Here is a 13,822-nt window from a genome sequence, read left to right as displayed (position 1 = left end):
GACCCACCTGACCCCATGCCGAACTCAGTAGTGAAACGAAACAGCGCCGATGATAGTGTAGCATTTGCTATGTGAAAGTAGGACATTGCCAGGCTCCAAATAAGAGAAACCCGTTACAGCGATGTAACGGGTTTTTTGTTGTCTGGAATAAATTAAAAAGAAGGTTCGAGGTGAAAGGTAATAGGTTAAAGGAAAAGAATAAGATTGCTATGTGACTTTTTACCGCCGTGGGCACTACGACATCCTACTGCGCAGCACACCATGGCTTCAAATTTAGAAAGCCCGACTAGTAATAGTCGGGCTTTTTACATCAGCAGTAAAGTGAATGAGTGAGTTGGTGAGGAAGACAGCGTTAACCTTTTGAGATGCGTGCACTGCTATTTTTAATCATGAGAAACTAGTCAACTCGCACTCTTTATAAATAGAAGGCAAACTAGTGTTTTTTATAAGTAACAGGCAAACCTGTAACCTCTATAAGTGATAGATAAATTAGCGAAAGCTTTGGAATAAAAACGCGTAGTCTTGCTGCTACGCGTTTTAGTATTTAGCTTCTAGAAAGTTGCTCGAACGCTAAGTGCAAAGCGTCGATCTGTCGTGAAGTTCAACGCCTGAGTTTTAGTGCCCGCTTGATCCATTTGATATTTAGTTTTGGTTTCAGTCTCGAGTAAATTACTCGCTTCAACACCTACTTTCCAATGATCATTAATGGTGTAGTATAAGCTGGCATCCATCATACCTGAAGCCTCAGCATAAGCTGGTACATATTCTTCAGATTCGCGTAGGGTTAATAAATATTCAGAGCGCCACGTATAGGCTAGACGAAAAGAAACCTTTTCGTATTCATACATACCGATAATATTTAAGTTTTGGTCTGAATACCCTTGCAGAGGTAGCCCACTGAACACACGGAAAGTGTTACGGTTATCAGCGATAGGGTTACCATTTTCATCGAATCCTAATGTTCCATTTGAGATTTCGTTAGGATCTTCTAAACCACTCTGGTCTATGAAGGTATAGTTTAATTGTAAACCTAAACCACCCCAAGCGCCTGGCAGCATATCGTAGAATTGAGAGTATGAAAATTCAGCACCGCGCAGTGTACCAGAGCCAGTATTGGCAGGACCATATGCAGATAAGTTGTATTCTTCAGTTCCGTATGTCACGTCAAGGTCAAATGTTCTATTGCGAATAATGTTATCTAATTTTTTATGGAATAGCCCCAAAGTAACGTAGCCTGCTGGCGCGAAATACCATTCGGTTGTTAGATCGGTATTTATTGCTGTTTCAGGTTTAAGGTAAGGATTACCCGATAATGCGGTCAGTTCTATATCATCGATTCCTACAACAGGGTTACTCGTTTCATCATAGTCTGCGCCAGGTGTTTGGAGGCGACGATTATAGTCTAGATTGATAATACTGATGTTCCGTGCATCAACTAGGCTTGGGTAAAATAAGGCTTTTGAGATGCCAAATCTTACCACTACGTCTTCGCTAATACCCATGCTTAGGTTTAGGCTTGGTAATATTGTGCTGTAATCAGTACCATCCACTGTGCTCAGTGTTGATTCACCCCCAGCAAGATCATAATAGCGCTTGTATTCTGGCTGCTGCATTACTGTATTTAAGGATGTTCCAGGTTCACCGCGCTTACTTACCGGCGGTTGCACTAATGCGCCAGTGGAGGCTAATTTGTAGTTTACATAGCGTAAACCTACATTACCGACTATTGGAATATCTTGCGCGACAAAATCAAAGTCGCCACGTACATAAAACTCGGTGCGTTTTTCGTTTGTTGCACTGATATTATGAGCTGCATAAGGGCCTTCAACACGGTTTGGCTTATCTGTATAAGGGACGTAAGTACCCGTACAAATACCGTTGTTTGCTGCGCTGTTTGTTGCATTATGCCAACCGTCTTTACAGCCCTGGCGGAGCGAATCAGCATAATTTTTGACTAATTCCATGCGTGGAAAAAGGAAGTTATTTACATTACCTTGCAGTACTTGACCGTTGTAATAATCAGAGAAATCAACACGCTCAAATAATTCAGGTCGATTAACTGCAGAAGCTGCATTACGGTCATCTTGTACCCATGGTGTACCGATTGCAGACCAACCTTCATAAGCGGTGTCGCGAACAGTCAAGTCTTTGTCTGAGTGATAAATACCAGATTTAATGTTAGTAAATGTACCATCGAGTTCGTAATTAACATCTAATTTAAAACTATTGGCTTTGGCTGTATTATGCTCTATTTGTTCCATGCCACTACCAAGAAATAGATTTGGTACAGGACCATTCCAATCTTCATTAGGAGACCAACCTGCGGTTAAAATATTGTCACTGAGAAATTCAACAGAAGGTCTAGAGCCGCGCATATCTAGGAAGTAAGGCGAAACTACATGGACATGATTACCTCGTGTTTGACCTGACATACTGTAATTTTGTAGTGATTTTTCAGAGTCTATGTGTTGGTAATCGAAATCAACCGTCAGGCGATCAATTGGTTTTAGTGTTAGTTTGAATGAAGTATCTTTAACGGTATTTTCGTTATAGTTCCAGCGACTTCGATAGAAAAAAGGAGTTTCAGGACTTACACCTAAAGCAATACCTGATGTGACGAATCCATTCTCAGTGGTTAATGGGTAACCATTTTCAGCATCATCCATCCAATTCTGAGATGAGCCCATAAACCCTTTAAAGCCTTGAGCTGCTTGTCCAATTTGGCGTTCGTTCCACTCCAATGAGGCTCTTGAATTAATATGTTCCAAGGTGGCCACTATAGTTTCGTCGTTGTTAGCCCATTGCAATGATGATGTAAAGCCAGTGCGTTTACGATCATTAGTAGCTGTACTCATATGAATAGCAACCGGAACATGCCAAACACTCGCTGCAGGTTGACCGGGTAAAGCAGGGCCATCAACCGGCGAGCTTGGATCAACACCTATGATGCCACCCCATTGATCAGTAGTGGGAATAAATGAATCGCCACGGGAGTGGAAATTACCTAAACCAATACCATCACCTCGTGTTTTATATTCAGATTGTGATCCGGCAATAAGAAAGCCAAATTTACCTGCATCAGTTTCCCAGTTATCAGAGAACAGAGCGGAGAAAGAAGGAGTTGTCTCATCTCGAAAGTCACTGTAATTAGCTTTTGCGTTAAAAGAGATAATACGGTCTGTGGAATCAAATGGTTTGCGAGTAATTAGGTTGACTGTACCAGCAATACCTCCTGATATAAGATCCGCGGTTTGGTTCTTAACTACTTCTACAGCTCCTAGTAGCTCCGCGGGGAAGTCCTCATAGCTTAGGCCACCCGATGGATTTGCGCTAAATGCATCACGGCCATTTACTTCAGAGCGGACCCGGTCCAAGCCTCGAATAAGAACACCAGTCCCCTCATCTGCATAATGCTTCGGATCACTAGAAGATGCAAAGCGTTCAATTGTGACCCCAGGAACACGTTGGAGAGCCTCAGTCACTGATTTGTCAGGCAGTGCACCAATATCTGATGCCGTGATAACATCCTTTACGGTATCAGCATAGCGCTTTAAGTTTTGTGCGCTATAGATACTGCCACGGATGCCCGTGACCTCTATAACCTCAATTGATTCATCTTTATTAATAGGTTTGACATCGCTGTCATTTTGTTGCGAAGTTTGAGCTGTAAGTAACAGTGGACAAAGACCTAGTAATGCATATGAAATCGCAAGGCTAAGCCGAGTTTTCGTTCGTCCAGTGTTGTATTTATTGCTATCGATGACTAATTTTGACATGGTTTAATCTCTTTTACTTATTTTTATAACCAGTTGTAACCTTGCATTTTAACGAGGGCAAAGTTACTCCTTTCGATCGGCATTGCTACTTAATATGCCAAGTTTTAGTTACTACTTTAAATTAATGCAATACTTTTTTAACATATTAAAAGAAATAAAGTAACATTTATTTTGTTTTTTAAGGTTACTTTTTAACAGGAGCTAAGGATTAGTCATTCTTTTAAATGTAAGGGGGTAGTTATTCCATAATAATTGTTATATGAAAATAGCGACAGGAGATAGGGTTATTACCCATAACTCAGGTTTAGTAGTAAGAGTGATGGATTTAATTTTCTGGTTAAAATCAAAAACGCCAACTCGAGGTTGGCGTTTTAATTATGAGGCTAAAGTAGCTTATTAAGCTTTAGGTCCTGCATTTTTGATTTCATCTGATACATCGTATTTAGCGAAGTTTTCAGTGAAGTCTGCTGCAAGTTTGGCCGCATATTCAGCGTATTTAGCTTTATCTTCCCAAGTATTGATTGGGTTAAGTAGCTCGCTGTTAACGCCTGGTACTGCAACTGGTACGTCTAGGTTTAAAACATCAATATGTTGAGTTTCAACGCCAGCCAGTTTACCTGATACGATTGCATCAACAACAGCGCGGGTAGTTGGAATATCAAAACGCTTACCTGTGCCGTAAGGACCGCCAGTCCAACCAGTGTTAACTAGGTATACCTTGGCGCCAAATTCACGTACACGCTTCATTAGAAGCTCCGCGTATACACCCGCTGGACGTGGGAAGAATGGTGCACCAAAACAGGTTGAGAATGTTGATTCGATATCGCTGGTAGAACCAATTTCAGTTGAGCCAACTTTTGCTGTGTAACCGCTTAGGAAATGAAACGCTGCAGCTTCTTCGCTAAGGATTGATACTGGTGGTAATACGCCGCTTACATCACAGGTTAAGAATACCACTGCTTTTGGCTCGCCTGCGCGGTTCTCTACTTTACGTTTTTCAACGTGTTCAAGCGGATAAGCTGCGCGGCTATTTTGCGTTAGGCTAGTATCATGAAAATCAGGAATACCTTTTTCATCAAGGACAACGTTCTCTAGGATAGTTCCAAAGCGGATTGCATCCCAGATAACAGGCTCATTCTTTTGTGAAAGGTCGATACACTTAGCATAACAACCACCTTCGATGTTGAATACACTACCAGGTGCCCAGCCGTGCTCGTCATCACCAATTAAAAAGCGAGTTGGATCTGCTGATAAAGTTGTTTTACCGGTACCAGATAGACCAAAGAATAATGCTGTATCGCCAGCTTCACCTACGTTAGCTGAGCAGTGCATTGGTAGCACGCCTTTCGCTGGTAGTAGAAAGTTTTGCACTGAGAACATTGATTTTTTCATTTCACCGGCATAACGCATACCTGCAAGCAATACTTTACGTTGTGCAAAGTTGATAATTACTGTGCCATCACTGTTAGTGCCATCACGTTCTGGGTCACAAACAAATGAAGGTACATTCATTACCTGCCATTGGGGTAAATCAGATGCATTATAAGATTTAGGTTCGATAAACATATTTTTGGCAAAGATATGATGCCATGCAGTTTCCGTTGTAACAACAACAGGTAAATAGTGCTCTGGATCAGCGCCTACTTCAAGGTGAGAGATGAAGTGGTCGTTGCTCTGCACATGTGCTTCAACACGTGCCCATAAAGCGTCAAATTTATCTGCATCGAAAGGGCGATTTACATTACCCCACTGGATTTCATTTTCAGTACTTGGTTCTTGAACAATAAAACGATCTTGTGGTGAACGACCAGTACGACGACCAGTGTTAGCAACAAAAGCTCCATTGGCGGCTAAAGTCCCTTCACCGCGACGGATCGCGTGTTCGACAAGTTCAGCTGCAGTTAGATCGACAAAACGAGTAGCGCTTGAAGTCATGTTTATACCTAAATTGTGTGAGATTGAACGGGATAGCTCTGGGGTTCTTATTTCCCTTTAAGCTGTAATTATAGTAACAGATGGATTAGGGATATTCGAGCCTATGAAAGGCCTAAAAACACATATATTTGGCAAAAAACATGAATAATTTCAATGATACCGGTGTCATAAAAATCATTAAATTCATGACACCGGTATCATCTCTACGCACAAAAAAGCCGCAAAAAATGCGGCTTGAATTCTGTTGGTTTTTTGAACGATGTTGTTAGTTGAAAATACTCTTCACATCTTGTTCATTAAAAATGTAATCTTTTAAGCAATAATGGCAGCTAATTTTTACCTCACCATTTTCAATAACGTCATCTAATAAAGCTTGTTGACCTATATTAACGAGCGCAGTGATGGTTTTTTCTCTACTACAACCACATTTAAACTGGATTGCTTGCGGCTCGTAAACACGCGGATTGTCTTCATGATAAAGTCGAGTAAGGACAGTAGCAGCATCAAGCTCTAACAACTCTTCAGCTTTAATCGTATTGCTGAGTGCTTCAAGGTGAGTAAAGTCAGTAATCGACTTTTCTTTATTTACAGGTAACACCTGTAGTAGTAAACCAGCAGCTTTCGCGTGACCTTGTGTTGTGTCAGTTGCAAACCAAAGACGTGTTTGTAGTTGCTCTGATTGTGCAAAGTAGGCTTCAAGACATGCTGCTAAGGTGTCATGCTCAAGCGGAACTATACCTTGATAACGCTCACCTTTAGTTGGTGTGATTGTCAGTACCATCACACCGTTACCGATTAGTTCCTGGATGGTTGAGCCTGTTACTTCACCTTGCAGGCGGGCAATACCACGCATATTTTGTTGATGATCACCGTTGATAACCGCATATTTTACGGGGCCATCACCTTGCAGTTGTACTGCTATATCACCTTCAAACTTTAATGTAGCTGTAAGTAGGCAGGTTGCGACCAGTAACTCACCCAATAAAGCTTGCACTTGCACGGGGTAATTATGATCGGCAATCATTTCATTATAAGCTTGCTCTATTTGTACGAGTTCGCCGCGGACGTCTAGTTGATCAAATGTATAACGATGAAGTAGATCTTGTTGCATGAGTGGCTTTACCTAACTTGATTTCATTTTTAAAAGTTCGCGTCTTTGCTTTTTATCTGGTTTACGGTCCGGATGAGGAGCAAAAAAGCTATTATTCTTGCGCGCGATGCTATTGGCTTCGCGTTTTTCGATACTTGCATCAGACTCCTGATACAAAGTTTGAGCAATGGGGGCACTTAAACGTTTATCAAGCAATTTAAGTACAGTGATAACTTTTTCGTCAACTCCTTGAGCAAGTTTGATCACGGCATCTAGTTCGACTACCTTACTAGGCTTAGTGCGCTGGCCATTATAATGTACTTTGCCACCTTGCACCATGTCCCGTGCGATGGCGCGGGTTTTATAAAAGCGTGCAGCCCACAACCACTTGTCTAAACGGATACTAATAGTTTCATCTTTTGATGTGGTATTACGGGTGTTACTTTTTGACACGATTATACTCGATTAAAAGCGTGACTCTGTAAGGCAAAACTTAGCATGAAACTTACTGACAAAGAAATAGTCGAAGCTTTTTACATTCAGCGTAAGTGTTAATTTACCTTGTTTACAAAGTTTAATATTAGTGCGCTTGTTGAATGAAAAATGAAAAGGTACTATAGGCCAGCGATGAAGCAGCAAATTAAAATAAGAAACGTCATTTATGGAACAGCGATTACAACAGCTAAAACATCTAGTAAATAAATTACCCCACGCTAAATTGGGTTGGGCAATAACGCTTTTAGCCGTTGTTTATATTGCCTTTTTAGCTGCAAAACTATTTTGGTTAATATGGCCTACCCCGGTTAATTCTAGCCTTTCTCCAAGCTATATTAATAGCGTTACAGGTAAGCCTGAACGGGTTAATACGCAATTAATTTTAGCACAAAACTTGTTTGGTAAAGCCGACGCAGTGCCTAAAAAACCAGCAAGCCAACAAGCTCAAGTCATTAACAATGCGCCAGAAACTCGATTAAGCATTAATTTAACTGGTATTGTTGCAGTCAGTGGCAATGATCAAACAGGCTTGGCAATTATTGAGTCTCAAGGTCAACAATCAACCTATTTGGTGGATGACGTTGTGCAAGGCACTCGCGCTAAACTTGCGCAAGTATTACCTGATCGAGTAATTTTAGATGTTAGTGGCCGTTTTGAAACGTTAATGCTTGATGGCGTAGATTTTACCAAAACAGTGTCAATGCCAGTACTTGCCGAACGTGATAGTGATGAACCTGAACTCGATGACGGTCCGCAAATGGAAAGTGACCGTCAGATTGATGTAACAGCAAATCAAGAAGTAAAAGAAGCACTTATAGATACCCGGGAAGAACTGTTAAAAGACCCCGGTAAACTATTTGACTATATTCGAGTATCTCAGGCTATGAAGGATGGTGAGCTTATTGGCTATCGTTTAAGCCCAGGTAAAGACCCTGCATTATTTACGCAGATGGGGTTACAAAATAACGATTTGGCTGTATCGATTAACGGCTATCAATTAACAGATTTAAAACAGGCCATGTCAGCCATTAATGAGCTGCGTAATAGTACCGATGCGAACATTACAATTGACCGTGATGGCGAGCAGATTGATGTGCAATTTAGCCTGCAATAACTTAGCTTTGGAGTTTTAATATAATGGTTCACGCGCTACACCTCAAAAAAATCAGAAAAGGGTTAGCTAAGTACGCAACACTTTTTTTTGTGGCTAGCTTATCTCTATCGGTGTCTGCCGTTGAGTATGCTGCAAACTTTAAAGGGACCGATATCAACGAGTTTATTAATATCGTTGGTAAAAATCTAAATAAGACCGTCATTATCGACCCGAACGTACGTGGTAAAGTAAACGTACGCAGCTATGAATTGATGGATGAAGCACTTTATTATCAATTCTTCTTGAATGTACTAGAAGTTTACGGTTATTCAGCTGTTGAAATGGATAACGGTATATTAAAAATTGAAAAAAGCTCTGATGCTAAAAAATCAAACGTACCGTTAGTTACTGAAGACGACCAAGCGCGCGGTGATATGATGATCACTCGTGTCGTACGTGTAAAAAATGTTAGCGTACAAGAACTAGGTCCATTAGTGCGTCAGTTTAGCGACCAAAAAGATGGCGGTCATGTTGCCAACTTCAACGCTGCAAACGTCATGATGTTGACCGGTCATGCTGCCTCAGTAAACCGACTTGTTGAAATTATTCGCTCAGTTGACCAAGCCGGTGATAAGCGGGTTGATATTGTAAAGCTAAACTTTGCCACCGCTGATGATGTGGTATCTGTGGTTGATAATATTTACAAAGATAGCGGTAAAGGCAGTATCCCAGAATTTTTGATCCCTAAAGTCGTGGCTGATGGCCGTACTAATAGCGTTATTGTCAGTGGCGAAGGCCAAGCAAGAACGCGTGCTATTGAATTAATTAAACGCCTTGACGGTGAGTTACAAAGCCAAGGCAACACTAAAGTAATTTACCTTAATTACGCCAGCGCTGAAGATTTAGTGAAAGTGTTGCAAGGGGTTAGCAAAACGCTTGGTGAAGAAGGTCAAGGTGGGGCAACTAAAACCCGTAGCCGCAACCAAAACGAAACCAGTATTGAAGCTCACCCAGATTCAAACTCATTGGTCATTACTGCTCAACCTGACACCATGCGTTCATTGGAGTCAGTGATTGAACGGCTTGATATTCGTCGTGCTCAAGTACTCGTTGAAGCAATCATTGTTGAAGTAATGGAAGCTGATGGTATTAACTTTGGTCTGCAATGGATTTCAGAGCAAGGCGGTATGATGCAGTTTAATAACGGCACAACCGTTCCTGTTGGTTCTTTAGCTGTAGCTGCTGAACAAGCCCGTGATAAGACAGTGACGAAAAATGTTGTAGGTACGGACTCTGGTAATGCGACTGAATATGAAGAAACAATTAAAGGTGATCTTGGCCCGTTAGGTGCGTTGTTAGGGGGCATCAATGGATTGGCTATGGGGATTGTTAAAAACGATTGGGGCGCGATCATTCAAGCAGTCTCTACTGATACTAACTCAAATATTCTTGCTACGCCTTCGGTTACCACCATGGATAACGAAGAGGCATCGATGATTGTCGGTCAAGAAGTGCCGATCATTACTGGCTCGCAAACGGGTTCTAATAATTCTAATCCATTCCAAACAGTAGAGCGTCAAGAGGTGGGTGTAAAACTTAAAGTAACGCCACAAATAAATGATGGTTCAGCTGTACAGTTAACCATTGAGCAAGAAGTATCTGGCGTGAGTGGTACTACTTCGGTGGATATATCTATTAATAAACGTGCCATTAAAACCACGGTTATGGCTGATGATGGCGGCATGGTTGTGCTTGGTGGTCTAATTGATGAAGACGTGCAAGAAAGTGTCTCAAAGGTACCAATATTAGGTGATATTCCTATCCTTGGTCACTTATTCCGCTCAACCAGCACCAGCAAGCGTAAACGTAATTTAATCGTGTTTATTCGCCCAACCATTATTCGTGATGGTATTAAAATGAATAAATTAAGCCACAGCAAATATAACTTTATCCGTGGTGAGCAGTATAAACAAAAAGAAGATGGTATTGATTTAATGCCTCTAACCGATGCACCAATCCTACCTGAGTGGAATGATGCATTAGTATTACCGCCAACTTATGAAGAATACTTAAGACAGCAAAATACAGATGAGCGCAATAATGACTGATGCAATCACTGAGATCACCGCAGAGCCCTCACAGCCGCTAAATAATAGCGAGCTGATGACCAGTAACGATTTAGTTGAACTGCCTAATAAGCGGCTACCATTTTCATATGCACGACGTGCAGGCATGTTATTAAGTAAAAATAATGATGACCGGGTGGTTTTCTATCGTGGTGAGCTTAATATTGATGCATTGTTAGAAGTGCGCCGCATTGCTGGGCATGGCTTTACGCTTGAACATTTAGCTGATGACAAGTTTGAGTTGTTATTAGAGGCATCGTATCAACGCGATAGTTCTGAAACCCAGCAAATGATGGAAGACATAGGTAACGAAGTTGATTTATTTTCACTGGCTGAAGATATGCCGCAAACGGAAGATTTGCTTGCCGGAGATGATGATGCACCAATCATTAAATTGATCAATGCGATGCTCAGTGAAGCGATTAAAGAAGGCGCGTCAGATATTCACATCGAAACCTTTGAGCAAGAGCTGGTGATCCGCTTTAGGGTTGATGGCGTGCTTAAAGAAGTGTTAAAGCCGAATCGTAAACTCGCTTCATTGTTAGTTTCGCGTATTAAAGTAATGGCGAAACTCGATATTGCAGAAAAGCGTATCCCGCAGGATGGTCGTATTAGTTTGCGTATCGCAGGACGTGCCGTTGATGTTCGGGTATCAACCATGCCATCAAGTTTTGGTGAGCGGGTTGTACTGCGTTTACTTGATAAAAATAACGCGCGTTTAAATCTTGAAGATTTAGGTATGACGCTGCGCAATCGTGAATTGTTCTCTGATTTGATCAGTAAACCGCACGGAATTATTTTGGTGACCGGTCCAACTGGTTCTGGTAAAAGTACCACGCTTTATGCGGGCATGAGCCAAATTAACTCTCGCGATCGTAATATTTTAACGGTTGAAGATCCAATCGAGTATGAAATCCCAGGTATTGGTCAAACTCAGGTAAATACTAAAGTTGATATGACCTTTGCCCGTGGCTTACGGGCAATCTTACGTCAAGATCCTGATGTAGTAATGGTTGGTGAAATACGTGACCTTGAAACCGCACAAATTGGCGTGCAAGCCTCACTTACTGGTCACTTAGTGATGTCGACATTGCATACCAACACCGCAGCAGGTGCTATCTCTCGTATGGAAGATATGGGGGTTGAACCCTTCTTGCTATCATCTTCTTTGTTAGGGGTGTTATCGCAGCGTCTAGTGCGAACTTTATGTAAGAGCTGTAAAGAAGGTCATGTTGCAGATGAGCGCGAGTGTGAATTGCTCGGCGTACCATTTGTAAATCCGCCGACTATTTACCGAGCCGTTGGCTGTGAAGAGTGTAACTTTAATGGTTACCGTGGTCGAACCGGTATTCATGAATTATTGGTAGTTGATGAAACTGTTCGCGAACTTGTGCACAGTGGTAAAGGTGAGCAAAGTGTTGAAAAGTACATTCGCAAACATACCCCAAGTATTCGCCAAGATGGCTGTAGTCGCGTATTAGCCGGTAAAACCACCCTTGAAGAAGTATTACGTGTAACGCGTGAGGAAGGTTAACAATGGCAGCATTTGAATATCGCGCGCTCGATGCTCGCGGCAAAGAGAAAAAAGGTATTCAAGAAGCGGATACCGCGAAACAAATTCGCCAATCTTTACGTGAACAAGGTCTTACGCCGCTCGAAGTTGTGCCCGCCGCAGAGGGTGATAAACAAGTTAAAGGTGAAAAAAGCTCGCCATTTGGCAGCTTTTTTAAAGCGAAAATATCTACCTCAGATCTCGCTTTGATCACTCGCCAACTCGCTACACTCATTCAATCGGCGTTACCGGTTGAAGGGGCGGTAATGGCGGTGGCTGAGCAGTGTGAAAAGCCGCGTATGAAGCGTATGTTAATGTCGGTGCGTTCAAAAGTTGTTGAAGGTTATACCTTGGCTGATGGCATGTCTGAGTTTCCACATGTATTTGATAATTTATACCGCGCTATGGTGGCGGCGGGTGAAAAATCAGGTCACTTAGATGCTGTATTGAACCGTTTAGCCGATTACACGGAACAACGCCAACACATGCGTAGTCAAATCACACAAGCGATGGTGTATCCGGTGATATTAGTAATATTTGCCATTGGTATCGTTTCAATATTACTAGGTACTGTAGTGCCTAAAATATTGAAGACATTTGAAAAGTCAAAGCAGGTTTTACCTTGGACGACTGAATGGGTAATGGCTGCTAGTAACTATGTACAAAATTATTGGTTCATTACTTTGGTGTTATTCACCGCCATAGTGATTGGTGTTAAACATGCGCTAAAACAGCCTAAGATCCGCTTTTGGTATGATTCGAAAATTTTGATGATGCCGGGCATTGGCAAAGTTGCTCGTAGTATTAATACCGCCAGATTTGCTCGTACACTGAGTATCTTGTCATCAAGTTCAGTGCCGTTACTCGAGGGAATGCGTATTTCTGGTGGCGTATTGATCAACGAGAAAATTAAAAAAGCAGTGGCGGATGCCGCAACCCGCGTTAGTGAAGGGGCAAGTTTAAGAGCGTCCTTACAACAAACAAAATTATTCCCACCGATGATGCTGCATATGATCGCCAGTGGGGAGAAATCAGGTGAGCTCGAGCAAATGCTAGAGCGTGCTGCAAACAATCAAGACCGTGAATTTGAAACCATGGTAAATGTCTCGCTAAAACTCTTAGAGCCTGCGATGATAGCGTCCATGGCGGTTATTGTATTGTTTATCGTAATGGCCATATTACAACCTATTATGGCAATGAATAAAGCGATTGGACTTTAACTATTTTAGGGATTTCGTAATGCATTTTTACCGTGTTACGATAGTTAATTATTAAGAACAACAGAGGTATGTACGTGAATAAACAAGCAGGTTTCTCATTACTCGAAGTTATGGTGGTACTGGTTATCATTGGCATGATCATGTCAATCGTGGCACCCAATATTATGGGCCAGCAAGAAGAAGCGGCACTTGATAAAGCGCATCTTGATATTCAGCAGCTTGAAGATGCTATGAGTCTTTATAAATTAAAGAACAAAGCGTACTTAACCACTGAGCAAGGCCTTGAAGGGTTAGTGACTAAAACTAGCGTAGAGCCAGTACCAAAGCGTTTTCCTGAAGGTGGCTTTATTTCTAAATTACCAGAAGATCCATGGGGAAATCCGTACCAGTTAATCAGCCCAGGTGAAGTTGGTAAATTTGATTTGTTTTCAATGGGACCCGATGGCGAAGTGGGTACTGATGACGACATTGGTAACTGGGATGAAGAAAAATAATAATGCATCTTAGTATAAAGGCGTTTTTACACCCAGCACCG

Annotated in this window: 9 protein-coding genes; 5 read left to right on the top strand and 4 right to left on the bottom strand. The window is 41.8% G+C overall.

What is annotated here, in order from left to right:
- Window positions 1–551 precede the first annotated feature (551 nt).
- The 4 genes from H5162_RS19690 to hslR all read right to left on the bottom strand — a co-directional run bounded on the left by H5162_RS19690 (window position 552) and on the right by hslR (window position 7,257).
- Window positions 552–3,776: a TonB-dependent receptor gene (locus tag H5162_RS19690; protein ID WP_182735804.1), complete on the bottom strand. Its 3,225-nt coding sequence runs from the start codon at window positions 3,774–3,776 to the stop codon at window positions 552–554.
- Window positions 3,777–4,172: 396 nt separating this feature from the next.
- Window positions 4,173–5,711 carry a phosphoenolpyruvate carboxykinase gene (locus tag H5162_RS19685; RefSeq protein WP_182732552.1) on the bottom strand — a complete coding sequence of 513 codons (1,539 nt, stop codon included), beginning with the start codon at window positions 5,709–5,711 and terminating at the stop codon, window positions 4,173–4,175.
- A 265-nt stretch (window positions 5,712–5,976) separates the two neighbouring features.
- Window positions 5,977–6,822: an Hsp33 family molecular chaperone HslO gene (gene hslO, locus H5162_RS19680; protein ID WP_145242756.1), complete on the bottom strand. Its 846-nt coding sequence runs from the start codon at window positions 6,820–6,822 to the stop codon at window positions 5,977–5,979.
- Between the two features lie 12 nt (window positions 6,823–6,834).
- On the bottom strand, window positions 6,835–7,257 hold the full coding sequence (gene hslR / locus H5162_RS19675) for a ribosome-associated heat shock protein Hsp15 (protein ID WP_392352783.1): 423 nt from the start codon (window positions 7,255–7,257) through the stop codon (window positions 6,835–6,837).
- Window positions 7,258–7,462: 205 nt separating this feature from the next.
- Here hslR and gspC point away from each other — a divergent pair, with 205 nt between their 5' ends.
- The 5 genes from gspC to gspG all read left to right on the top strand — a co-directional run bounded on the left by gspC (window position 7,463) and on the right by gspG (window position 13,781).
- Complete coding sequence (gene gspC / locus H5162_RS19670; RefSeq protein WP_182779332.1) at window positions 7,463–8,410, top strand: type II secretion system protein GspC; 948 nt, start codon at window positions 7,463–7,465, stop codon at window positions 8,408–8,410.
- Window positions 8,411–8,433: 23 nt separating this feature from the next.
- The gene (gspD, locus tag H5162_RS19665) at window positions 8,434–10,497 is read left to right on the top strand and encodes a type II secretion system secretin GspD (RefSeq protein ID WP_182732553.1); all 2,064 of its coding nucleotides are present in this window, start codon (window positions 8,434–8,436) and stop codon (window positions 10,495–10,497) included.
- Window positions 10,490–12,049 (top strand): type II secretion system ATPase GspE, encoded by a 1,560-nt coding sequence (gspE, locus tag H5162_RS19660; protein ID WP_145242764.1) that lies wholly within the window; start codon window positions 10,490–10,492, stop codon window positions 12,047–12,049. Before gspD ends, gspE begins: the two co-directional genes overlap by 8 nt.
- A 2-nt stretch (window positions 12,050–12,051) precedes the next feature.
- Window positions 12,052–13,287 carry a type II secretion system inner membrane protein GspF gene (gspF, locus tag H5162_RS19655; RefSeq protein ID WP_182779331.1) on the top strand — a complete coding sequence of 412 codons (1,236 nt, stop codon included), beginning with the start codon at window positions 12,052–12,054 and terminating at the stop codon, window positions 13,285–13,287.
- Window positions 13,288–13,361: 74 nt separating this feature from the next.
- Window positions 13,362–13,781: a type II secretion system major pseudopilin GspG gene (gspG, locus tag H5162_RS19650; RefSeq protein WP_145242768.1), complete on the top strand. Its 420-nt coding sequence runs from the start codon at window positions 13,362–13,364 to the stop codon at window positions 13,779–13,781.
- Window positions 13,782–13,822 lie beyond the last annotated feature (41 nt).

Origin of the sequence: Pseudoalteromonas sp. SR41-8 (assembly GCF_014163915.1) — a bacterium.
Taxonomy (GTDB): domain Bacteria; phylum Pseudomonadota; class Gammaproteobacteria; order Enterobacterales; family Alteromonadaceae; genus Pseudoalteromonas; species Pseudoalteromonas rhizosphaerae.
The sequence above is the reverse complement of the archived record's forward strand: the minus strand, read 5'-3'. Positions and strand labels throughout refer to the sequence as shown.